Annotated in this window: 18 protein-coding genes; 2 read left to right on the top strand and 16 right to left on the bottom strand. The window is 33.9% G+C overall.

Annotated features, from left to right (window positions below):
- The first annotated feature begins 1 nt into the window (after window position 1).
- Window positions 2–2,269 carry a fibronectin type III domain-containing protein gene (locus EQG68_RS01770; RefSeq protein WP_129463071.1) on the top strand — a complete coding sequence of 756 codons (2,268 nt, stop codon included), beginning with the start codon at window positions 2–4 and terminating at the stop codon, window positions 2,267–2,269.
- Between the two features lie 3 nt (window positions 2,270–2,272).
- The gene (locus EQG68_RS01775; RefSeq protein ID WP_129463072.1) at window positions 2,273–3,280 is read left to right on the top strand and encodes a hypothetical protein; all 1,008 of its coding nucleotides are present in this window, start codon (window positions 2,273–2,275) and stop codon (window positions 3,278–3,280) included.
- 170 nt (window positions 3,281–3,450) lie between these two features.
- Here EQG68_RS01775 and EQG68_RS01780 read toward each other — a convergent pair whose 3' ends face one another.
- The 16 genes from EQG68_RS01780 to EQG68_RS01855 form a co-directional block, all read right to left on the bottom strand.
- The gene (locus tag EQG68_RS01780) at window positions 3,451–4,275 is read right to left on the bottom strand and encodes a hypothetical protein (protein ID WP_129463073.1); all 825 of its coding nucleotides are present in this window, start codon (window positions 4,273–4,275) and stop codon (window positions 3,451–3,453) included.
- A 247-nt stretch (window positions 4,276–4,522) separates the two neighbouring features.
- A complete protein-coding gene (ctlX, locus tag EQG68_RS01785) occupies window positions 4,523–5,458 on the bottom strand; it encodes a citrulline utilization hydrolase CtlX (protein ID WP_129463074.1) in 936 nt (311 codons plus the stop codon).
- Between the two features lie 14 nt (window positions 5,459–5,472).
- Window positions 5,473–5,658, bottom strand: coding sequence for a hypothetical protein (locus tag EQG68_RS14985; protein WP_164975366.1), 186 nt, complete (start codon window positions 5,656–5,658; stop codon window positions 5,473–5,475).
- Between the two features lie 4 nt (window positions 5,659–5,662).
- Window positions 5,663–6,028, bottom strand: a complete 366-nt coding sequence (locus EQG68_RS01795) for a four helix bundle protein (protein WP_129463075.1) — start codon at window positions 6,026–6,028, stop codon at window positions 5,663–5,665.
- A gap of 88 nt (window positions 6,029–6,116) precedes the next feature.
- Complete coding sequence (locus tag EQG68_RS01800) at window positions 6,117–7,034, bottom strand: dimethylarginine dimethylaminohydrolase family protein (RefSeq protein ID WP_129463076.1); 918 nt, start codon at window positions 7,032–7,034, stop codon at window positions 6,117–6,119.
- Between the two features lie 83 nt (window positions 7,035–7,117).
- Window positions 7,118–9,355, bottom strand: a complete 2,238-nt coding sequence (locus EQG68_RS01805; RefSeq protein WP_129463077.1) for a C25 family cysteine peptidase — start codon at window positions 9,353–9,355, stop codon at window positions 7,118–7,120.
- A 257-nt stretch (window positions 9,356–9,612) separates the two neighbouring features.
- A complete protein-coding gene (locus EQG68_RS01810; protein ID WP_129463078.1) occupies window positions 9,613–10,077 on the bottom strand; it encodes a hypothetical protein in 465 nt (154 codons plus the stop codon).
- Entirely contained in the window at window positions 10,077–11,144 is a 1,068-nt protein-coding gene (locus EQG68_RS01815) for a lipid II:glycine glycyltransferase FemX (protein ID WP_129463079.1), read from the bottom strand. The genes EQG68_RS01810 and EQG68_RS01815 overlap by 1 nt, the downstream gene beginning before the upstream one ends.
- Entirely contained in the window at window positions 11,144–12,763 is a 1,620-nt protein-coding gene (locus tag EQG68_RS01820) for a hypothetical protein (RefSeq protein ID WP_129463080.1), read from the bottom strand. The genes EQG68_RS01815 and EQG68_RS01820 overlap by 1 nt, the downstream gene beginning before the upstream one ends.
- Window positions 12,764–12,876: 113 nt before the next feature.
- The gene (locus EQG68_RS01825) at window positions 12,877–14,865 is read right to left on the bottom strand and encodes a T9SS type A sorting domain-containing protein (RefSeq protein WP_129463081.1); all 1,989 of its coding nucleotides are present in this window, start codon (window positions 14,863–14,865) and stop codon (window positions 12,877–12,879) included.
- A 4-nt stretch (window positions 14,866–14,869) separates the two neighbouring features.
- A complete protein-coding gene (locus tag EQG68_RS01830; RefSeq protein WP_129463082.1) occupies window positions 14,870–16,414 on the bottom strand; it encodes a hypothetical protein in 1,545 nt (514 codons plus the stop codon).
- Between the two features lie 139 nt (window positions 16,415–16,553).
- Window positions 16,554–17,837, bottom strand: coding sequence for a citrate synthase (locus tag EQG68_RS01835; RefSeq protein WP_129463083.1), 1,284 nt, complete (start codon window positions 17,835–17,837; stop codon window positions 16,554–16,556).
- Window positions 17,838–18,032: 195 nt separating this feature from the next.
- Window positions 18,033–20,513: a DUF7619 domain-containing protein gene (locus EQG68_RS01840; protein WP_129463084.1), complete on the bottom strand. Its 2,481-nt coding sequence runs from the start codon at window positions 20,511–20,513 to the stop codon at window positions 18,033–18,035.
- 83 nt (window positions 20,514–20,596) lie between these two features.
- Window positions 20,597–21,358, bottom strand: a complete 762-nt coding sequence (locus tag EQG68_RS01845) for a LytR/AlgR family response regulator transcription factor (RefSeq protein ID WP_129463085.1) — start codon at window positions 21,356–21,358, stop codon at window positions 20,597–20,599.
- Between the two features lie 99 nt (window positions 21,359–21,457).
- Complete coding sequence (locus EQG68_RS01850; RefSeq protein WP_164975367.1) at window positions 21,458–23,425, bottom strand: tetratricopeptide repeat-containing sensor histidine kinase; 1,968 nt, start codon at window positions 23,423–23,425, stop codon at window positions 21,458–21,460.
- 228 nt (window positions 23,426–23,653) lie between these two features.
- Window positions 23,654–24,184, bottom strand: a complete 531-nt coding sequence (locus tag EQG68_RS01855; RefSeq protein WP_129463087.1) for a hypothetical protein — start codon at window positions 24,182–24,184, stop codon at window positions 23,654–23,656.
- Between the last annotated feature and the right edge of the window lie 69 nt (window positions 24,185–24,253).

A 24,253-nucleotide genomic window follows, 5' to 3' on the forward strand; every position in this document is an offset into this window, starting at 1 on the left:
TATGAAACAATTTAATCGTAATTTTTTTCAATTTTCTTCAAAATCTCTTTCCTTTGTGAAAGGGATTTTGATATTTTTATTATTTCAACCGTATTTTACAATTGCTCAATGTACTAATGCTCCTTATGGTGTGGCACCAATACTTAATGTCACCCCTGCTTGTACCGGTTCATTGCAAACCATTACCTCCCAAGCCAAAGCCGGCGAATACAGTAATGTGATCGTTTTCCCCAACATTGAATATACTTTCTCCAGTTCAAGAGTTTTTGATTACATCACCATTACCTCAGCAGATGGAAATACGATTCTGGCTCATGGTATCACCCCTATTTCATGGGATTCCAATAACTATTCCGGAATAATTCGTTATTATTTACACAATAATTCGAGTTGCCAAATCGATACAACTCCCCGCACAAAAAACATACTTTGCAATTCATTTCCTCAAATTTTATGTTATGAACCGCAAAATTTGCAAGTAGGTAATATTGACACCAATAGTGCTTTATTTTATTGGAATGAAGTAGACCCGTTACCGGGACAAGGCTATCATTACTATTTTTCTGAGGTAGATACACCCCCAACTGCTTCAACAATTCCTACCGGAGTAATTGCCGGAACAGCTGTTTCATTTGGTGATTTACAACCAAATACAACCTATTATTGTTGGGTTCGCTCCAGCTGTTTCTTTGATTTACAAACGGATTGGGTGGGAATAAATTTTACCACCTCTGCCGGCTGTAATCCATCCGGAAACACTTTGTTCCCATCGGCTACTTTCACCCCAAATTGCAGTGGAAATGATCAAGTAATTACCAATTCTGCCCGAGCGGGTCAATACAGCAATGTAAGTATAACCTCAAACAGACTTTATACATTCAGAAGTTCAAATACCAATGACCACCTCACCATAACCAACAGTAGCGGTACAGTGATTTATAAAACCGGTCCAACGCCGTTAAATTGGTTATCCGGTTCTAATTCAGGTACGATTCGATATTACATACATAAAAATAACAATTGTGAGGCAGAAGCGGTTAATCGAACCCGTTATATTAAATGTTCCGTATCCAATCAAAGCTGTGTGAGTCCGAATTCAATTTCAGTTACCGACATCACTAATCAGCAAGCCACTTTGTTTTGGAACATTCCAACACCTCAACCCGGAGAGGGTTATGAAATTTACAGAAGTACTAACAGTACCCCACCCAGTTTATTTTCACAACCCATTTTTACCACAAACGAATCTGTCATAACATTGACAGGATTAAATTCAAATGCAACCTATTACACATGGGTACGAGGGGTGTGTGATAACGGCAATAAAGCATCTTGGACACAAGGCCAAACTTTTACAACCTTATCCAATTACAGTTGCCCTTCCCCAACTGTTATTCAAGCTGATATCATCAGTAGTTATCATGCCAAACTAAGTTGGAATACGAATGGGATTTCACCTCATCAAGGATTTGAATATTATTTGAGTACAACAAATAATGCTCCCGGAAGTTCTACACCAGCTACCGGTTTGCTAAATGACACCGTGCTGTTTCTAAACAACTTAACCCCAAACACGAACTATTATGTTTGGGTACGTTCTGTTTGTAGTGCAACCAGTAAAAGCAGTTGGATAGCGTTTCCCTTTACGACCAATACTGCTCCTTTTGGTTGTACTACTCATTTAAATGTAACACCTCAAAGTCTTTACTTTCCGACCAACTGTGACGGAAATGAATATGTGATGACCACAACGGCTAATTCAGCCAGCTACGGTAAAGTAAGAATATTGCCAAACAAGCATTATACATTCAGAAGTACTGTAAATTCAGATTTTATAACCATTACCAATGAAAATGGTACTATCATTTACAAATCAGGTCCTACCCCTTTGCATTGGAATTCCTCCAATGTGGTAGAAACCATACGCTTTTATAATCATACCAACAGTGCTTGTAGTAATGCCAATAATTTTAATCGAACAAAAACAGTTAAATGTGATGACGACTTGTTCTTAAGTTTGCCTGAAAATTCCGTTCCCTTAGAAACTATCGTTTACCCAAATCCTGGAGGTACCAGCGTTGTTATTGAATCGAATGAAGTAATCCAAACGATTGAACTATTTAATTTATTAGGCCAACAAGTTAAATCATTTAAAAATGTAAATGATTTGAATGTGAGCATAAATACTTCATCCCTACAAATTGGTACTTATCTGATAAAAATAACTTCAGAAACGAGTCAAAAAACGTTGAAATGGATTAAAATTTAATTTATGAAAACAGCTCAAACGGATTTGTTTAATACGCTTGCAATTGTTATTTCCTTGACATTGGCCTTTTCAATTCCGTTTGAACTGTTTCTTTTTTCGTATGCTATTTTGGGTCCGTTACATTATTTAACGGAAATCAATTGGTTGGAAAAAAACGATTACTTTATTCCTCACAAGAAAATTATCTACGCTTTTTATCTGATTGCCTTTTTGTTATCTATTCCTGCCTTTTTTCATATCCTTCAGTCCTATTTTGAATTAGGAAATGATACACAAGCATGGATTCGCAAATTTGGTAAAAACTTGGGTTTGTACGGATTGCTTTTTATTCTTTTTTTTGCATTTTCACTTACTTTATTTCGTTCAATCAAAAAAATAACCGTATTTAATTTATTCTTAGTACTTCCGTTAATTATTTTGCTCCCCCAATTCAATTTCATTTCCACAATTGTCATTTACTTTTTGCCAACCCTCATTCATGTGTATGTATTCACTGCCCTTTTCATGTTGGCAGGATACTTTAAAAACAACTCTCAACTTGGATTACTCAACATCATTTTGTTAGGTAGTGTTCCGGTGCTCATTTCTTTATCTCGTGTTATTCCACAAGAGTATATTCCATCAATCTACACGCAACAGTCAATGCAAGCATCAAATATGCTTCAGTTAAATGCCAAAATATTTAATCTATTTTCGAACGATAATAATGTCTTTACTCCTTTAGCTCCTTTAGCTCTAAAAATTCAAATTTTTGTAGCTTTTGCTTATACGTATCATTACCTGAATTGGTTTGCCAAAACATCTGTGATTGGATGGTATAAAATCATAAATACTAAAAAATGGATGATCATTGTTTCGCTTTGGATAATCAGTATAATTATTTATGCTGTTGATTTTAAAACCGGCATTCATGTATTATTTTTTATGAGTATGTTACATGTTATACTCGAGTTTCCTTTGAATTTCAAAATTGTAAATGATCTGATTCAGTCAAAATTTTTAAGAAAATAAATCATTGTTTTTATAAAAAAAATGCCAAGGAGAAAACCCATTGGCATTTTTTTAAATGAATATATTCCTGAAAAGAGTAACTGCTTATCTAAGTTCCGTTTATCCATTGAAAACCATCTCTTCCCCCCTCCACTTCAACCGACAACCGACAACAGTCAACCGACAACAGTCTAAAACAACGTAACCGAATACGTATTTCCATTCGAATGCGTATACACCGCCTGATTATCACAGGTATTATCACCGTAATCCAACACTCCATCTAACAACAAGCCTTGCAGCGACAATTTCCCTTGAGAGATATTCGGACAAGCATATTTTTTGATTAAGGGTTCGATTACTACCATATTCAACGTGTTGCCATTGCTTGGATTCACCACATTGTGCGTACCCGCAGAAATTTCATAAATATTATCCGCTAGGATAAGTGTATTTACTCCGGCCGTCATTTTCACGGTTCGCTGACCGGAAAAAGTGAAATAATTACCATTAAGTGTCACAATTCCACCGTCGGTAATTGTTCTGTTCCATTGTGGCATCTCTGAGTTCGTGGTGGTGTTCACATAAGTAATGGTCCCTTCCAGCTTTCTCCCATTGATGTAGTAATCATCACCCCTTACAATTGTAATTACCGAACCACTGTTCATCAAATAATCGGTTAACGTAATCGTCAATGTTCCTGCACGAGTAATGCCGTTAAACGTACATCCGTCTCCATAATCCAAGGTATATGTTTTTGGAAAAATGCCCATTCCGGGGTTATCCACCGTTATGGTCAAACAGTCATTCGCAAGCGAAGGTTCCGCCGGACGATTTTCATACGTGGATTGACTGGTGGTTAAATCAATCCCTTCTTTAAAGTCAATTTCATTGGTTTGATCAATTTCGGAACTGGCACTAAGTAACTGTTGGTCAACACCGGTACGTTCATCACGAGAACAAGAAACATTGCCTAAAAGCAATACGCCAAAAGCTAAAATCGTTAATTTTTTCATAATCTTATTTTTTAGGTTCTTTGGTTAGACAAGCATGCGATGAAAAGGTTTAATAGACTGTTTATGTTTTTTGTGTAAGTTATCATTGTAGCAACTCCATGAATACAATACAGATATAGTACTGATTCAATACAGATTGCATACAAATACGCCTCATCAAATGAATGTTTTAGTAGTGTGATACGAATAGAATCGTTTAACTACTTTAAAAAGAGGATAAATATTAATTGATTTTTCAGCTACTCCATCACTGCAAAGGTAAAAACACCTCTGCCATCATACATCTGGCACTTCCACCGCCACAGGCTTCAATGGTGTCCAGATTGGCATGCAAGATTTCACAATGTTGTTCTATTTTATGAATTTGTGCTTTGGTCAAACTTTGGTAAGCCGAATTGCTCATGACTAAGTAACGTTTATCGTCTTTTCCTTTGACTTGCAGCATGTTTCCGGCAAAGTTATTCACTTGGTCTTCGGTCACTAAAATGATGTCTTTTCCATCGGCTTTTAGATTGTCTAACACCATTTTGCGTTCTTGTTTGTCGTCGATGCAATCGGCACAAATAACAGCAAACGTTTCAGCAATACACATCATCACGTTGGTATGGTACATGTGTTTGCGTTCGCCGTTTACGGTTTGGTAGGCTTCAAATATCACCGGAGCCAAATCAAAATCTTCACAAAACTCGATGAATAATTCTTCATCTGCACGAGGAGATAAAGCACAATACGCTTTTCCGTTATCGCGGTCTAGGATAATACTGCCGGTGCCTTCCAAAAAGAAGCCGTCTTCCTCGGCAGAAGTATAATCCATGATTTCGTTAATTACAAAGCCTTTGTCTTCTAAAATATCTAAAATATCTTCTCTTCGTTCCGCTCTGCGGTTTTCAGCAAACATGGGATACAACGTTACATCGCCATTCTCATGAAAGGATATCCAGTTGTTGGGAAAAATACTGTCGGGTGTGTCCGGGTCAAGCGTATCTTCTACTACAATCACATTTACACCTACTTTGCGAAGTTTCTCTACGAATGCATCAAACTCGTTTTGAGCTTTGGCATTCACCGTTGAAGGAGTGGTGTTTTCTAATATTTTTTGGTAATAATTATTAACAGCCGTTTGCTCGTTCATACGGAAGGCAACGGGGCGAATCATGAGGATGGAATTGGTGGTTTGGTTCATTTTTTTGTTGTCTGTTATCTGTTATCTGTTGTCGGTTGTCGGTTGTTGGTTGTCGGTTGTCGGTTGTCTGTTGTCGGTTGTCTGTTGTCGGTTGTTGGTTGTCGGTTGTTGGTTGTCGGTTGTTGGTTGTCGGTTGTTGGTTGTCGGTTGTTGGTTGTCGGTTGTTGGTTGTCGGATAACGGACAACAGACAACCGTCAAGAGATTATTTCCAATGTTCTTCTACATATTTTATAAAGGTAAAAATTTTAGCTCCTAAAATATCATACTCATTAATAAATTCCTCAATGTTTGGAACAACACCCGGATATAAACGATTGATTTTAAAAAGATGATTTTTTGTTTCTAAGCAGCTACTATGACTAAAAACTAAAAATCGCACAAAATCTGCCTTATATCTTTTTCTTCCATAGCCTTTAACAATGTTTGAAACTACGGAATCGGATGATCTTCTCACTTGACTTCCTAATTCATATAACTCATATTTCGGCAGTAATAATGAAGCAGGATGAACTTTAAAAAATAAATCTAAACTAAATTGATAAATGTCTAAATCGTTATAACTTTTCATGGCGTATACATTAAATTTATTGGTTTATATTTCTTAAAAAATAGATGTGATCTCAGTTAACCGATAACGGATAACAGACAACCGACAACTATTTATCCCTAACCAAAGGCAACGTCGAACATCGCAACAATCCCTCTTGCTTAGCAATTTCTGCGTATGGTATTTCTTCTACGGTGAAGCCATTTTCACGAAGCCAGTTGTTTAAGCGGGTGAAATTCTTTTCGGAAACCACCACATCCGGTGCAATGGAAAACACGTTGGAATTCATGTGGTACATTTCATCTCGGGTGATGTGAAACAAATTTTCTTTTCCGAAAAGGTTCACCAAAAATACATAATCGGCTTCTTCACGGAAACCGCTTTTGTAGATGATTCCTTTATTCGTGCCTACGGGTTGAAAGCAACAATCGAGGTGCAACGCATTGTCTCTTGCTTCTAATTTGGATTTCACTAAATCAAATTCTTTTACTTTTTTATGTGGAAACAACTGTTTGATGTATTCCACCCCTTGCATATTGGTGCGGGCCGTGATGTAATCTTTGTAATCGGAACCTTTGTAGGTGCCGATGAAAATATAATCGTTCCACAACATGACATCGCCCCCTTCAATGTGTACTTCCTCCGGTGGACGAACTACTTTAGTTGGGTCGATGTGGTCAATGACGTATTGAATAGCATCGAGTTCTTTTTCTCTATCGGGTAAGATGTTAGCTTTGATAAACACATCGTCAATCACAAAACCAATATCACGACTAAAAATTTGATTGTAATTAGGGATAATATCCGGCCGGAATACTTCCACATCATACTTTTTAAACACTTGATTGAAGGCTTCCATTTCGGTAATCATATCCGCTTCAACGGGATAAGTTCCTGCTAGAATGTGTTCGAGTGATTTCGGGTCATAGGCTTCTTCGGCGGTGGGTGTTGGACCGTTATTGACAGCGGTTCCTAATACCACGGCCCTTAATCGGGACGTTTCATTTTGAATATTCAATGGTAGCATATACTTGCTTTTGTCTTTTGACAAAGATAAAAAAAGCTCCTTGATAAAAGGAGCCTTTTGCTGATACTATTGTAAAATTATCATTATTTCACTACGATTTTTTGATTTTTCTGAAAATCTCCGTTTTGAATTGATAAAACATAAATCCCCGACAAAAGATTTTGTACCGGAATACTGTACTCAGAAGCCAGTGAAATCTTTTCATAATTCACTAACAATCTACCATTTAAATCAAACAATTTCAGTGAGGCTAATCCTAGATCAGCACGATTACTTTTAATATTGATAACCTCCTTGGCCGGGTTTGGATAAATTACAAATCCATTTTCAAAATCGGATAGAGACAGAGCCTCGTTCACCGCAATTTCCCCACGATAGGGTGTCCTATTGGGTTTAGTAAGCGTTACTTTCACCACCTCTTCTGAAGTAAACGATGCCAAATCGATTTCTATTTGATTGTTGACTAAGGTTCCGTTGTATAAAATAATATTGTTTTGGGTGAGCGTTACATTGGCATCGGCTACATTACTTTCTACCGAAATTATACCACCACTAATTGAAACTTCTTCGGGATGAATGGCTGTAATTGCTTCCGAAACCTGGTTGCGAAACACAACCGATGGATCACCAAAAAACACCCAGGTTTGCATTACTTCAATCGCTGTATTACTTTGGTCATAGGCTTCCAACATACTCAATTGGCCATTGTAGAACAAACCTCCTAAGGTTGTCATACGAGTATTTTCATCACTTTGAATAATTAATTCCGTCATTTCATCTTGGGTTTGCATCGGTTCTGCCCAAGCCATAAGAATGGAAGAACCACAACTGGCGATGGCTCCGGTGATGTCGCTCCCTTGTTTGGCACACAAAAACGATTCACACAAAGAAGTATTTGCAACAAAAGTGCCATTATTACAAGCAACCGAAACCACGAATGGATATTTTCCTGAATTGGTTAACTGATTCACCGCACTGTTGGTAAAATCGCCTGTACTTACCCCTTCTGTCCAACCATGACCTGTATAATTCATCAAACCGGCTCCTTGATTGAGAGCATTTACGATCATTGTGGAAGAAGGGTTTCCGGGACTATCACCTTCTCCTTGTGAACCTTCATAGAATTCATGCACGGTATTGTATCCAAACGCTTGTAATTGAGTTTTTATATTGCGAAGGTGTTGCCAATCGGCTTCACCGTCATCTCCATAACCATAACCTTCATTAGAGCCGATTCCGATTGCATTCGTCATCCAATCTCCCGCTAATGGACTAATTTCATACTCTAAGGTTCGGTTAACCATGGTAAGTACTTCGGATAAATTGCCTGAAAATCGTCCGACAAATAACTCCGGATAAAAATCGGCACCCTCTAACTGACCGTAAAAAGAGTCGCTGTATAAATTTTCTTCGCCGTTGAATCCATAATTGTGAGAAGGTAGTTGTTCGTGGTCACCGATTAATAAAACATAAACCAAATCCGGATTTTCCAGATAATGCGTTTGAATTAAACTTTTAAGGGCAAAAGACGAAATAACACCCGGTTGCGTTAACTCAAGCACCGTTGTGGCAATCCCTTTTTCTTTCTTCCAATTGGCTAAGGGTTCAACGACGTTGCGATAGGCAGTAGGACACACAATCAAAAGTTGTCCTTGCTCTTGCATACTTTGGTATTGCAAAGCATTGGCATAATGATTTCGATAAAACGGAGCAAAAACCTCATCGTTTTTCGGAGTCGAAACTGAACGCTCATTCAGTCCGATTTCATTGGGTTGATGAATAATTTTAGCGGTTAAATTGCGATAAACCCGTAATGTTTTGGTGACAGGATTGTATTGAAACGGATAAAACGATACGGTTATCCCTCGTGTTTGTCTAAGAATATAGGGATTCCCCAATTGAGCTAAACTTCCCGGAAAGAACGCATCTTGATTAAAAACTTCCCCTTTCGCGTAGGGAATAGTCTCGGGATTTACGTTTCTTTTTAAACTTCCTTTGGAAGGTAGAATCTCAACATTGGTAAACTCGTCAAAGCTATCGTAACTTATTTCTAAAGAAAAAGCTCCTGTATCAGGTACTTGCAATGACTCTGAAAACATGGGTAAGGCCGGAGCCTCTTTTTGCAACATCAAAATGCTTTTGAGAGCAGAGAAGTCTTCATAGTTTTTTCCCCCTATCGTTTTTTGTTGACTGGTGTAAACCGGCAAACGCAAGGTTAATTCTAACGGTTCGTTTGCTACATTTTTAACTTCAAACGTTTGGGCGGAGCAGAAAAAAATACTGCTCAATAGGATTGCGAATAGTACGTAATTTTTTTTCATCTAGTTTAAAAACTGAATTATTGATTTTAAAGTACTTACAAATATATTCAAAAGAGTGTTAGGTTTAACATGGATTTAAAATTTTCAAAAAAACAAAAGCCTTCCGTGAAGAAGGCTTTACTATCATTCAATTAAAAAATTATCGTTTCTCCACCGGTACAAAATTTAGCAAAGGAGAGCTTATGAATACTTGTCATTGTTTTTCAATAAAATTAACTATCCTTTTTCTTAACAAATAATTAATCTTAAATACGTTCTTAAGCTTTCCTGTTCACATTATAGTAAAACAATAAAAATCGTTTTGCTTTAATTCTTGTATGCAATTTAAATCCTGCTTTTTCAATTCCTCTTATCGAACTAACATTGTCTGAATTTACAATAATAAAAACTTCATTATCTTCTTTTAAAACTTCTTTAGCAATGTGATTAATTACAAATGGGTAAATGGATTTTCCCTTATATTCAGGTATTGTGACACAATCACCAATAGTTGGTCCTTTTCTATCAATTAATTTGAGAATATTTAATTTTTTAAACAGAAAACTTTTGTGAATGCAAATCGAATCAATCGTAATTGAATATTTTGTTTTATTAGCATCTATTCCTTGTTTATCAATTTGATAATCCAGAGAAGGGAAAGCAGTTACGAAATCAGGTGTCATGTAATAAATTAAGACATCAATTTTTTTAACTTTTAAATAAGGTTTGATCTTCTTAATCATTATCTTTTTATGTGATTTAATAGTTTAGAAATTAGCTTCTTATTATTTTTTAATTTCTTTTCAAAAAATAAATATAACTTAAAATAAGTTGGTTTAAGTACCCAATGGTATTTTGAATTTTCAAAATAAATTTGACCATCTGCATAACTGTTTTTCAAATCAACTACACCTTTAGAGCCTCCTAAGGAGATGTTATAACCACTTAGTTTTTCAGAGAATGATAATTTAATGGCTTGCCAATGTAAAAAATGACCCGCTAAAAAATCAGGTTTTTGTTTTTTAGTTCCTCCTAAAATATAGGTGTAATAGTTTCCGGCTTTCACAATAAGTGCAGCACCTTTAATATCATTTTCATAAAATGCTCCTAAAAACTTAGCCTTTTTATTTTCAATCATGGTAAGTAAAGTCTCTTTAAAAGAACTCCAATCACGTAATGAATAATTATGATTTTTTGCGTTTTCCAAGCATAAATTATAAGCTAGTTTAACATCTTTTTCCGACTCTAAAAATCGTAACTCAAGTTCTTTTCTTTCTGAGCTTCTAATATATCTCCTCACGGACGCTCTAAAGCTTGAAAGTAACTCTTCTTCATTTGTAAAATTATTTACACTTTTCCAATTTAAACCGTTTGATGAATATACAAATTTAAATAAATGCCCCTTTTGCACATTATTTAAAATAGGAAGTAATGGTAATTCTCTAAAAAGGTGCTTGTTTCCATTGGTATTTACTGGAATTGTAATGTGACAATAACACGATTTATAAAGTTTAGCTCTTTCAAGTACTTTTTCGATTAAACCATTTAACTTACTTTCATAACCCAAAGAAACAATTGGGCCAAAAGGAATAATGTAAAACTTAAAAAATAGTGCTTTGGCAATTACCGCAGAAAACCCCCCAATAATTTTATCATTTTCAACTAAAAGGCCAATCTCAAAATCAAACCCATAGGATTGAAATGCTTTATTCCAATCAGAAAGTAAGAGATGCGATGCTCTATTTTCGTTTTGCACAAAGTCATCCCATTTAGCTAACCAATCATTATCTTTAGAAAAAATAATCTCCATTAATTCACTATTCTATGTATTAAATTAATTGAATTTGATACAACAATTTTGCCTTCTGAATCAACATCTAATACAGTTCTTTCAAATTTAGACAAATAATCTACCAATTCTACTAAAGTTGGATTCCAAATTTCATTTTTAGCTATCATTTCTCCTAAATTGGCAAAATTTTGAGCTACTTCATCATCCACTTGATTCGGTTTTTTAAAAATTCTTCCGGTATGAAATTTCATCGGGACAGCAAAATAAGTATGTGCAATGAATACCCCTTTTTCATCTATTAGTTTTAGAATATTTTCTTTTTGTAATGCTTTTTTAAAATCAACCATTTCTAAAGTTTGAAAAACATAAAACTCCTTGTCAAGAATTTTATGTTTAAATAAAAGTGGAGTATAATTTGCCAACTTATAAGGCTTATTTTTATTAGATTTCCAAAATATAAAAACTTTTAAAATAGGGAACAACAAACTAAAAAAACAGTTGATAAAAGTAAATAATGCCTTTACTTTTCGTTGGTAAAAAAAACGTTTAAAACTACCTGCTGTCTTTCCATACTTAAGAATTAATTCTTTGTCTGCGTAAAAATGAAATAGTATATTCTTTATCATCATTGCAAGTTTATCTTTAAAAGGATGATTTTGAATTCCTTTATAAAAACTACTCAATGTAAAGTCATTTCTATTTAACTGATTAATCACACCTCTTGTTGCAGTTCCTGAATCGATGTAATTCCAAAGAATATTAATGTTTTTATTTTTTAAATTGGTTGAAAAATCCTTTCCTTCGATATTACTATTTTGATAAAGTGTAAAATTGTAGGGTTGATAGCCATGATCTATCCACGTTATCAAATCATCAAAAGGAGGCTGGAAGTTAAAAAAATCTGCCAAACTCGCATCAATTGGTTTTAACGACTGTGATAAGGAATGGTAAGCCAATTCGTGTCCGTCGTTTCTCCATTGCAATAACTCTTCAGAGTCATTTTCAAAAGAAGCATTATCTTCTCTTTTGGAAAAATGATTAAGAAAAAAACCTTTTGTTACCTTTATATTGTTTGATTTAAAAAATTTTCTTTGTAATTGAATACTTTCAAGTGTATCATAGTCACAATGGTCTGTAAATGTGGCAATGGCAGTGAATGGAATTTTAGATCTACTGAATTCAATGGCGTTTTGATTCGAAAAAAGTAACCTAGGCGATACATAAAAATCATAAAAATTATTGGCTTGAATAATTTTTTTTGCATTTTCTTTCCCAATATATTGCGTAATCGGATTTGAATTTTCAGGATTAAATCGCCAATAAAGTATTTTTGGATGCGTTGGGTTAATTTCCCAAATCCCATAATTTATGTTGGGTTGGACAAAAAAACCATTGTCTAATTTGATAATCTTTGGACAAAATTCATTCGCAATTCTTTCTTTGTCACAGCTGACCCACTTGTAATCATTATTACGGAACAAAATTATTGACTCTTTAAATACAATTTTTACATCAAAGCTTTGTAATTCAGAAGGGGCGAAATCAGTAAAATCAAAAGAAAACGTATTTAAAGTAATTTCTTCTTGAAAAGATTTCTTTTTTCCTAACTTTGATTGTATTACTATGGATTCTATCATTTAGAGAAAATAAATTTAGTGCATAAAAATACATTTAATTAGAAAATTTCGTTTAATTTTTTGATAAAAAAAAGCCTTCATTACTGAAGGCTTTGGTTGTATGAATTTCTAATTTAATTTTTGATAAGTTTTTGCGATTCAAGTTTTCCGTTTTCTTCAACTACATTTACAATATAAACTCCATTAGCAAAATCACTCACATCAACTTGAAGTGAATTAGTATTATCAATTGCTTTATCATAAACAATTCTACCTTCTAATGACACAATAGTTACTTTAGTAAAGCTATTATTTGAATTTATTTCAATAGTGTTGGATGAAGGGTTGGGGTTAATAACAAAATTATAATCTTCTACTTTGACTAAATTTATTTCTAAATTATCATTATCAGGGTCTGCTTTATGTTTTATATTTTGACTTCTGTAAACAAAACTTTGAGGATTTGTACATCCTTCTGGATATGCTGCAAATTTACTACCAAATACTGCCTCAAAACCTGGATTCAACTCTACAAAATTTCCTGCATGATATACAACTCCATTGCCCTGAACATTATCTTGGAAGGTAATGAAATCTGTTGAATTTATCCAAAGTTCTCTTTCTTCTTGAACCATTCCAGAAATTGCAATTGAGGAAGTTAATGTAGGTAAACAACATTGTGAAATATTTACAACAGCTAGACTACTATTAACAACTGGAAATGTTCCTAAAGCACAGTTTTGATCAAATGTTTGTACTATTTGAAAAAGGTAATTAGCATTAGGATCCGTTAAAAAGAAACTTGGGTTTAATTGAAAACAGAAATTACCAGTTTGATTGGTTAAACTATTAATCACTAAATTAAATAAATTATGATCAATTGGGTTAAATGTCTGCCCGTCATCAGTTGAAAAATTAATTGTAAAATTTACATTATTTGCGTTAGCAGGTACATTATATTCACCACATATCTCAAATGGTGTATTGTTTATATAATCAGGACACCCATTGACTGGTTCAATTTGAACAAGTCCAAAAGCAGGATTTCCACAAGTAAAATTGCAAATATTATCAATGTAAACTGTGCCAAAATGTCCACCTCGTCCACAATCAGCAATAGTAAAGGTAACTGTTGCATTAACTCCATTGACAACGGGGGCATCAATTAAAGCGGAAACATCCACTGCATCACAAATCCAATCTGTAAATAAAATACTATTAGCATGTGCCGGATTTAAGTTAAAAGGAGCTAAAGTGAAATTACAGTCAGGCTGAGAAATTATACAACGCTGTTGAATCAGGTTGCCATTTAAATCAAATATTTCAACTTTAAAAATGGGTTGTTGATTCGTTCCTGCATGGTTTGAATTTTGTAATATTAATGAAAATTCATATTCGAGTACATTATCATTAATTAATATATCCCTTGACATAGTTGTTACATCATTCCCTCCATTGTTATTATTCAATTTAATGGCTCGACTTCCTGCATTAGGAGATAAAGTAGATATTTGAATATTTCCATATGCCGGTGTATTTAAAGTCCCATCAAATTGCATTGTTGCGTTCCATGATATGTCGGAATTATCAATTAATGTTGCTAAAGCTCCAAAATTATTTATAAGTGGAAGAAAAACAGTTTGAGGAATTGCGACAGCACACTCTAAATTTGTTACAATAGGATCAGAAAAAAACCGATAATCTGCCAATGGCACTACACCTTCAAAACCTCCATTATCACAAATCAATCGATATTCACCATCCAAAGAAGTTACATTGTAAAAATTTAACATATCAGGATTTTGTTGAAAGAAAATCTCTCTCAATTTAGATCTTTTTAAAGAATTAATAAATTTATACTCCTCATCTATTGTTAAATTATCATGACAATGATCTATGCAATCAACTTTTTTTCCGAAATAAATACTACTTTTTTTATCTATTCTATACTTGTCTATGTTTTTAGAGATAAATGACTCGATATCATTTTCAATTAACTTTACCTTTTCTATTCTTTCACTTTCTAACTTCAGATAATTTTCTTTTTTGAATTCTTGAGAAAAAATTTGAAATGGAAAAAATAAACTAAAAACAATTACTATTATTTTTATATATATTTTCATATTTTTATTTTTTATCCATTAAAACTTTCACCAAAGCTTTCAACTCCTCAATATCCTTACTTTGTTGCTCTAACTTTTTATCTTGCTCGATAATATACAAAGTTAATTCCTCAATTTTACCCATTTGTTTGGCTTGCATGTCAGCTAAATCAAGACCGTTTTCAACTAATTCTTGAGCAGATTCGATACCGGGTAAATGTTTGTTTGCTTTGATAAAGGTTTCAACTTCTTTTAGAGATTGTAATTTGTAATCATCTGCGAACACGTAATCTGCCCAGTTTGTATTAGGATTTCTTAATGCAACTTTAACTTTTTCGGTAAGGATGCCACCTTCTACATATAATTTATAATTACCCGTTGTTGTTGGATAATCAGGAGTGTCTCCAATATAAATTTTGCCTGTTGTAGAAGAACTTGTAGAAGTATCAAAATGTAAATTGAAGTTGTTCATGTTCATCTTTCTGTCTCCAGAGAGTTCGCCATTATCGTTATAAATATTTATATCTGTACCACCCGAACCCAAAGGAATATTCTGCAATACAACATCCCCAGTGGAATTAACAGTTAAGAATTTAGAGGAACTAACTGACGGATTAAATGAACTTGTTAATTTAGTAAACTTTAAACCACTAGTGTTATTATCTTTAGATTCTATTTCTACTCTTGAGTTACTACCTGAATTTACATTAAATTTCAAATATCTTCCATTAGTTGTAGATGTATGAAACTCACCAAAAATTAGAGAATGTTTTCTAATATTTCCAATAGGATCATTGAAGGAGTTAATAACTAAAGTATTATTTAAAGAAGTTGTTGTTGGAGAATTACAATTATTACCAAGTAAAATATTATTTGACCCATTAACTAAATCTCTACCGGCATTAAAGCCTAATACAATATTACCACTCCCGTTATCAAACTTTAATAAAGAATTACTTCCTTGAGCAATATTATTATTCCCTTCTGTTAATGAATTTAAACTTTTTGCTCCTAAAGCAATATTATTATCTCCGTTATTATAATATACTGAATTATTTGATTCAATACCACTTAAAGCCAATGAACCAATTGCTATATTATCCTTCCCATTATTATTTGAATAAAGAGAATTTATTCCGATAGCAACATTATTAATTCCAGAATTATTTTTTCTTAATGATTGGCTTCCAATAGCTACATTATAACCTCCATTAACATTAAATTGCATTGAATTATCCCCAATCGAAACATTTCCATTACCAACAGTATTGTCATGTAAAGCAAATCTTCCCAAAGATACATTTCTTGACCCGGTTGTATTCGAATACAAGCTGCTCACACCAATTCCAATATTATAAAATCCCGAAGAATTACTATAAATAGTTGAATCACCAATTGCTACATTTTCATTGCTTTCGTTATTTGTACTATACAATGCTTCTCTACCAATTGCTGTATTTAATTGTCCATAATTATTAGGGTTTGCATTTACACCATAAGTAGTATTTTGTGCATAACCATAATTTGCAATAATGCTAATTAGTAAAAAAAGATAAAATTTTGTCTTCATAATAAATTGATTTAAAAGTTATTACTTAAAAGTAAGAAATATATTAACTTAAACCTTTAATGAAACATTAAATATTTATTAACAAAAAAAGCCTTACTGTGCGTAAGGCTAATCTACTTATTAACAATATATTATATACTTATCGTTTCTCCACCGGAACAAAATCCCGCAACGGTGAACCTACATACACCTGACGTGGTCTTCCGATTGGTTCTTTGTTCACTCGCATTTCTTTCCATTGGGCAATCCACCCCGGTAAACGGCCGATGGCAAACATTACCGTGAACATTTCGGTTGGAATGCCTAACGCACGGTAAATGATTCCCGAATAGAAATCAACGTTTGGATATAAGTTTCTTGATTTGAAGTAGTCATCTTCCAAGGCTACTTTTTCTAATTTTTTGGCAATATCCAATAATGGGTCTTCAATGCCTAACGCACCTAACACATCATCAGCTGCTTTTTTGATAATTTTGGCTCTTGGGTCAAAGTTTTTGTACACTCTGTGTCCAAAGCCCATCAATCGGAACGGATCGTCTTTGTCTTTTGCTTTTAATACATATTTATCTACATCACCCCCGTTTTTATGAATTTCTTCCAACATTTCCAATACTGCTTGATTGGCACCCCCGTGAAGTGGTCCCCAAAGAGCCGAAACTCCGGCAGAAATTGAAGCAAACAAACCGGCATGCGAAGAACCTACAATTCTTACGGTTGAAGTAGAGCAATTTTGCTCATGGTCGGCATGAAGGATAAATAATTTATCTAATGCATTGACTACAATCGGGTCAATTTTATAAGGCCCGGTTGGCAATTCATACATTAAATGCATAAAATTTTGCACATATCCTTTTGTATTGTCGTAATAATTTAACGGATAACCCATTGATTTTCTGTACGTCCATGTGGCAATTACCAAGAACTTCGCCATGGTTTTGCACACTGCTTCATACATTTCTTTTTCGTTGTGCGGGTTAACCGATTTAGGGTTAAAGGCAGTCAACGCACTGGTTAACGAAGCCAACACACCCATGGGATGAGCTGTTTTTGGAAAACCGTCGATGATGCTTTTCATCTCTTCGTTTACCAAGGTATATTTACGAATGTCCTTTTCAAATTTATCTAATTGTGATTGGGTAGGCAATTCTCCAAAAATCAACAAATAAGAAACTTCTAAGAAATCGGCTTTTTCGGCTAACTCTTCAATAGAATAACCACGGTAGCGAAGAATTCCTTCTTCTCCATCCAAAAAAGTAATTTCACTTTTGCATGAACCTGAGTTTTTGTAACCGGGATCAATGGTGATTGCTCCGGTCAGGGCACGTAATTGGTCGATATCGATGGCGGCTTCATTTTCACTTCCTACGATTACAGGAAACTCATATTCTTTGCCTTCGAATTTTAATATGGCTGTTTTTGACATGTTTTTATAAAAAATTAATAGGAATAAATTTTGTTTGTTGCGAAATTACGAAATAAAGTAGGATTGTTAAAATTTTATTCGAAACGATTTCGTTAAATTTAGCATAAAAATTGCTAATTTTCTATATATCGGTCTAAAACAAAAAACTCACGCAATAAATACGTGAGTTTTCTAACTAAAATTAATTTAAACCACTTATTCTTTCACCAATTTTTCCACTTTAGTTCCTTTGTCCGTATTGATTTTTATAAAGTACATTCCATTGGCTCTTTCCGTTATATTTAATTCGGAAGAAAAATCATTCACTAACTGCGTTTGCAGCAATCTTCCTTGCACATCATAGAGTTCAATGGTTTTGATAGAGGAATTATCTTTGATACTTATCGTGACCACATCTTTTGTTGGATTTGGATAGATTGTAATAAGGTTGTCTAAAGTCGGATTTACTAAACTCAACGCCTCAAATAATGTTTCCGCTTCGTTGGTTTCGATGGGGAAATTATAATCGAAGTAGATGTTAGCTTTTTTCTCTACATAATCTCCCACTTGCAAGGTTTCATTGGTTCTCATTTTCAATAAGATATTGCCGTGTCCGCCTGATTCCAATTGAATATTTTCAAAGATGAATTCAATTTTATTACCGGTCATTCGAATGTTTGCATCATGTGACGTAGCTAACATTTGTAATGAATTACTATCAAATTGATTGGGGTCGATTTCAACTTTCACCACCACATTTTCAGCCGGAGCGTTACCGGTATTTTCAAAACGAATGACATAATGTAAATAATTACCAATTTGGGTAGGCGAAACCACATCGCCTTGCAAACAGGTGATGTCGTTTGGATCGTAAGAGCCAACGACCGTTTGATTGTAAACAAACGTATTATCATGAACATTCTCATCGCCGGCTTGTGGTAGAATTATAGATGTAAAGGTTAACTCATCTCCAATATTTACTGGATTTTCGGTGTCAGTTGGTGGATTAATGGCCATAGTTACTTCTATACTTCTTGATTCAAAGGGCATTAAATTGGCATAATCCCATTGTATAGCACCCGGACCTTGTGATGAAGGAGCAACAGATGTTGATACCAATTCCATCAAATTTTGGTTGTAAACAAAATTAACACCATTTTGTTGTGACATAGGATAATTACCTTTATTTTTATAAACTATCTTATAGATAGCATTAAACCCAGGCCGAGCAGGTGTTACGGGGGCAATAATAACTTCTAAATCATTTAATTGTGGAACTGGAGCGATACAAAAATCCTGTATTGCATTGTTATTGTTAGCATTTAAAAAAAATACAGAGGCCGTTACAGGGGTAACAGTAAAAAAAGTTTCATTCTCTATAATTGGTTCTAATTCAAAATCACCTTCCAATACATACCTATTGAATTCTCCGTTGGAATTTGTAAACATGTAACCCGTTGAATTGCCTTCAGTAATTTTAATTTTTATTAATGATTGAGATGAATCATTCTCATCACAACCATTCTCATCTTCATCAAACAAAACTGTTCCGGAAATCGTATTATAATTTCCACCGGGAGTAAACGTACAATAGGAATTCACAACGGCTGTGGTCATACCCATAACATTTAATTGATTTTGAATAGTATCAATTTGACTATTATCAGCACAAATGAATTGTAAATTGGGATTATCACTTACTTCAAGAGTTTCATTTTGACCATTTTTAATAAATAATGATTCTAGATTATTTGAATAACAACTTAAATAATTCAAATTAATATTTGAAGATGCATCCAAAAAAGTAAGGTTATTGTCATCAAGTGTTAGTTCAACTAATGCAACATTGCTCGAAATATCTAAAGTAGTTATTTGATTGGAAACAAAGTAAAGTGTTTGTAAATTTAAACAATCGTTTATATTCAAATTAGAAATTGGACTTTCAGCACAAGCAGCTGTTACCAAATTAGTTAAACCTGAAAGATCAAGTGAGGTAAGTTGTGATTGATCAATTGATAAAAAAAACAAACTTTGACAATTGGAAACATTTAGTGTTTCTAAATTTCCATTTGTATGTAATGTTATATTTCCCAATGAAGTACAATTTGAAAAATCTACATGTTTTAAACTAGGATGGTAGGTGTAGGAAATCAAAGCAGTACAACCAGCAGCATTAAAAGTTTCAATAGTTGGATTGTTATCAAAAAATACTTCTTCCAAATTTGTATGACCTGAAACATCCAATTCAGCAAGTAAATTATTATGACAAATAATTTGCGTCAAATTTGTTAAACCAGAAACATCAAGTTCAACCAATAAGTTATTATTACAAAATAATTCAATCAAATTTAAACATCCGCTTAAATTTAGATTAATAAGTTGATTGTCATTACAGGCAAGTGAGTATAAGATACTCATACCGGACAGATCTAATGTTGTGAGTTGGTTTTCCCAACAAGATAATATTTCTAAATTACTGAAACTTTGAATTCCTTCTAATGAGGAAATATCTAAGCCATCTAATATTAGATAAGTCACAGCCAATGCCTCACTTTCTTGAATCTCTCCATCAGAATTTGTGTCAATTACGGGATTATAAGATAAAAGTGCGTTCTTAAAATTCGGATCAGGAATATTCACAATTTGAGCCTGAACAAAACTTGAGAAAAGAATCAATAAAAAGAATATCTTTTTCATAACAATAATTTTTATAAAAATACAACTTCTGTTTTTAGTGTTTTTAGTTGATTGAGTAAATGTACGTTTTCACTTAGAATTCGCTACATCGTCTTCAACAACTCTTGCAACCGCTCCTTCTTTCGTTGCGAAATGGGCAAATGACTATTATCCGCCATCACCACATACCCACCCTCCTTTTTAATATACGATTTCAAATAGGCCAAATTGATTAAATGCGATTGATGAATGCGTTCAAAACCGTGTTCCGTCAACAAATCTTCATATTCTTTTAAGGTTTTGGAAATCAAAATCGGTTTGTTGTTTTTGATGTAAAACTTGGTGTAATTGTCTTCGCTTTCACAACGAATTATATCGCTGATTTCAAACAAATGAATGCCTTCTGAGGTAGAAAGAGCAATGCGTTTGAAATGATCTACTTTCCTGCGAATGTTTTCCAACAGCAAATCAATGTGAGCATAATTATCGCTTTTTGACATCACCTCTTTTATCTTTTGAATTACTTTTTGCAATTCATCCGGGTCAACCGGTTTCAATAAAAAATCCAACGCACTAAAGCGAAAAGCTTTGATGGCATATTGTTCATGAGCCGTTATAAAAACCACTTGCGAAGTGATTTTGCCATTGATTTCCGCTAATTTTTCCAATACATCAAAACCGGTTCCGTCGGTTAATTGAATGTCTAAAAACAACACGTTTGGTTTTAACCGATGAACTGCTTCTACACCGGACAGAACACTATCCGCTTCACCAATAATGGAAATGTCGGGTGCATACCGAGAAAGCATTTGTCGCATTCCGGCTCTTAGGTTGGCATCGTCGTCGATTAGTATAGCTGTTGTCATGTTTTTGTTTCAGGTTTCAGGTTTCAAGTTTCAGGTTTCAAGTTTGCTTCGCCAGTCGCCCTTTGGGCTCGTGTCAGGTTCAATCACAAACCGGTTATTTTACTTTATATATTGTATCGGTAAATTCAAGACGACTTTTGTACCTTGAATTACGCCTAACTCATTTTTAATTTCTTTTATTTCCACCTTGGCTTTTTGAGCCGTGGACGCTTCCATCATTTCCAATCGTTTTTTAGTAATATCGAGTGCCATTGATTTATGGATAGCCACTAAATTTTCTTTGATTTCTTTGGATTTTTCAAACCCAATTCCGTTGTCTAAAATAGTACACACTAAATTATTTTTTTCAATTGAAAAATCAACTGAAATAGTGCCGTTTTCTTTTTTAGGAATTAATCCGTGAATGATGGCGTTTTCAACAAAAGGTTGTAAAAGCAAAGGCGGAATTGCCATGTCATCTTCGATTTCGTTGCTTTTGGATAGTTTAAATTCAAATACATTATTAAATCGAAGTTGTTCTAACTCCAAATAATTTTGCAAACTCTCCATTTCTTTATCAATGGGAATGAGTGATTCTTTTGAATATTCCAAGGTCAATCGCATCAATTTGGAGAATTTTGATAAGTATTTAATGGCAGAATCCGTTCCGTTTTGAACAATAAAACTGGAGATGGAACCCAAACAATTGAATACAAAGTGTGGATTCATTTGTAAGTGTAAGGCTTTTTGCTCGTATTCTGCCAATTCTTTTTGTAGCGTTAAATTTTTCTTTAACTGTATGCGGTTGTAAATCAAAAAGGCAATTCCTAACAAAAGCAACACAAATAAAGCGGTAAAAATGGTTTGAAGGGTTTGTCTTTTTGACTTTTCTGCTAAAAGCAACGCCTTCTTTTCCTGCTCTTTTTTCTTGATGGCTTCTTTCTTTTCAAATTCATAATTCATTTCGGCTTGCACACTTTTCCGAATGTTTTCATGATTAATCAAGCTGTCCTGAGCGGTTTTGTATAATTTAAAATGCTTGAACGCTTCGTTGGGTTGATTGCGTTTTTCGTATATCGAACTCAATAATTTTTCAGCCAAGGCCGTTCCTTCCAACACCTTGAGTTGTTTGGATAATTCGGCTGCTTTTTGGGCATGGATTAACGCTTCACTCCACATATTTTGTTCATAAAAATACTCACCCATAAAAAGATAGGTGTCTGATTTTCCGAATTTATCGTCAATTATATCGAATGTTTGGAGAGCTAAATTCCAACTTTCCAATGCTTTTGACGAATTTGCATTTTTCTTGTGAAGTAAACCCAAATTATTATACAATTCACCCAAACCTCTTGGATTGGGAAATTTTTCAAAATAAAATTTTGCTTTGGTATAATAGTCCTCCGCTTCTTTTAGGTTATGCTGTTTTAAATGAAGATTTCCGATATTGGTTAGGGTAATACCAACGGTTGGATCGCCCACTTTTTCTTGAAGTTTTTGAGCTTTACTAAAGTAATCTAATGCCTTGAAGTCTTCATTTTGTGCTCGGTAGACAATTCCGATATTATTATAAACACGTGCTAATTTTTCTTCTTCTTTAGTTTCTTCGTATAAAGTCACTGCTTTTAAATGGTGTTGAAGGGCTTTGGCATAATTGCTTTGTTCCGAAAAAACAACACCCATGCTTCCATATACTCTGGCCAAACCGTTTTTTAGTTTGCGGTTGTCTTTTGAATTTACACCCAATTCATTTTCATACACTACTTTGGCTTGCGAGAAAAAGTCCAATGCTTTCGGATAATCGCCTGAAATTATTTTGGCGATGCCCAAATGGAGTAAAGCGGTTGCTTCTTCAGCTTTGTAGTTTATTTTTTTTGCCAGTGATAACGCTTTTGAAGCATAATCCTCCATCAAAATAGGATTATTACTTTTGTAATAATCGGCTATTTCATTGAGCAATTGCACTTTTTCAATGTCATTTTTTGTTTGATTCAGGACATTCTTTAAACTGTCTGCCGTTCTGTCTTGTGCAAAAACAACAGCAAAACTCCAACATAACAAAAAGAATGATAAGCATAACTTCTTCATAACCATCATTTGAAAACAAATATAAGTTATCCTTTGAGAAGTTAAGCGGTAAATGAGTGATTGAGGGTTTTGAATGAGAATCTGAAGATTCGTCTAAATTAAACAAGTGATGCTTTCAATACGATATAATAGAAATCCCAAAAACCCTAAAAAATCAAAAACCCCTCTAAAAGAAGGGTTATGAAGGGTTTTAAGTAACTGATTGTTTAGTTTCTTTTTGACGTAAAACTAAACCGTTGCGTTTACATAACTGTCTGCTTTTTTCATAATCGAACGAATCAAGATGGTTTTGGTAGACATTCCTGATCTTAAATATTGTTCTTTTTTTGAAACTAAGGAAGAACGGTTAATGGTCGTTGATTCTTCTTTTGCAGTAGAAACTTTCGTTTCTTGTTTTGCTCCGGAAAACCAATTTGATATTTCAATTGAACTCATTTCAACAGTATTTTCTTGAATCATCTCTTGAGCATTTTCTTCTGATACCATTTCGTTCGCTACTGATGTTTGAGCAGCAACTTCTGTGATAGCAGAGAAAAGAACTACGATTAAAGAGATTAAGAATTTTGTGTTGATTGCTTTCATATCTAATTTAAAAATTCGTTTTGTTTTTATTTCTGATGTAAAAGTATATCGGTTGTATGCCTCTACCCGATTTTTTCGATGACGTGTCGATAAACTCGATAAAAAGACAACGGACTGAAAGTGAATGGATAAAATGTGCATTTCGTCGATAGTTGCTTTATTGACAGTGCTTTTCATAGAACGACAAAATGTGCATTTCGTCTAATCAGTCACAATTAGGCATAAAAAAACCTTCGATTGCTCGGA

The organism is Flavobacterium piscinae (genome assembly GCF_004122145.1).
Classification (GTDB): domain Bacteria; phylum Bacteroidota; class Bacteroidia; order Flavobacteriales; family Flavobacteriaceae; genus Flavobacterium; species Flavobacterium piscinae.

What these genes read in the sequence shown, in the direction of transcription:
- EQG68_RS01770 (WP_129463071.1), top strand. Translation starts at nt 2, where the DNA reads ATGAAACAATTTAATCGTAATTTTTTTCAATTTTCTTCAAAATCTCTT.
- EQG68_RS01775 (WP_129463072.1), top strand. Translation starts at nt 2,273, where the DNA reads ATGAAAACAGCTCAAACGGATTTGTTTAATACGCTTGCAATTGTTATT.
- EQG68_RS01780 (WP_129463073.1), bottom strand. Translation starts at nt 4,275, where the DNA reads ATGAAAAAATTAACGATTTTAGCTTTTGGCGTATTGCTTTTAGGCAAT.
- ctlX (WP_129463074.1), bottom strand. Translation starts at nt 5,458, where the DNA reads ATGAACCAAACCACCAATTCCATCCTCATGATTCGCCCCGTTGCCTTC.
- EQG68_RS01795 (WP_129463075.1), bottom strand. Translation starts at nt 6,028, where the DNA reads ATGAAAAGTTATAACGATTTAGACATTTATCAATTTAGTTTAGATTTA.
- EQG68_RS01800 (WP_129463076.1), bottom strand. Translation starts at nt 7,034, where the DNA reads ATGCTACCATTGAATATTCAAAATGAAACGTCCCGATTAAGGGCCGTG.
- EQG68_RS01805 (WP_129463077.1), bottom strand. Translation starts at nt 9,355, where the DNA reads ATGAAAAAAAATTACGTACTATTCGCAATCCTATTGAGCAGTATTTTT.
- EQG68_RS01810 (WP_129463078.1), bottom strand. Translation starts at nt 10,077, where the DNA reads ATGATTAAGAAGATCAAACCTTATTTAAAAGTTAAAAAAATTGATGTC.
- EQG68_RS01815 (WP_129463079.1), bottom strand. Translation starts at nt 11,144, where the DNA reads ATGGAGATTATTTTTTCTAAAGATAATGATTGGTTAGCTAAATGGGAT.
- EQG68_RS01820 (WP_129463080.1), bottom strand. Translation starts at nt 12,763, where the DNA reads ATGATAGAATCCATAGTAATACAATCAAAGTTAGGAAAAAAGAAATCT.
- EQG68_RS01825 (WP_129463081.1), bottom strand. Translation starts at nt 14,865, where the DNA reads ATGAAAATATATATAAAAATAATAGTAATTGTTTTTAGTTTATTTTTT.
- EQG68_RS01830 (WP_129463082.1), bottom strand. Translation starts at nt 16,414, where the DNA reads ATGAAGACAAAATTTTATCTTTTTTTACTAATTAGCATTATTGCAAAT.
- EQG68_RS01835 (WP_129463083.1), bottom strand. Translation starts at nt 17,837, where the DNA reads ATGTCAAAAACAGCCATATTAAAATTCGAAGGCAAAGAATATGAGTTT.
- EQG68_RS01840 (WP_129463084.1), bottom strand. Translation starts at nt 20,513, where the DNA reads ATGAAAAAGATATTCTTTTTATTGATTCTTTTCTCAAGTTTTGTTCAG.
- EQG68_RS01845 (WP_129463085.1), bottom strand. Translation starts at nt 21,358, where the DNA reads ATGACAACAGCTATACTAATCGACGACGATGCCAACCTAAGAGCCGGA.
- EQG68_RS01850 (WP_164975367.1), bottom strand. Translation starts at nt 23,425, where the DNA reads ATGAAGAAGTTATGCTTATCATTCTTTTTGTTATGTTGGAGTTTTGCT.
- EQG68_RS01855 (WP_129463087.1), bottom strand. Translation starts at nt 24,184, where the DNA reads ATGAAAAGCACTGTCAATAAAGCAACTATCGACGAAATGCACATTTTA.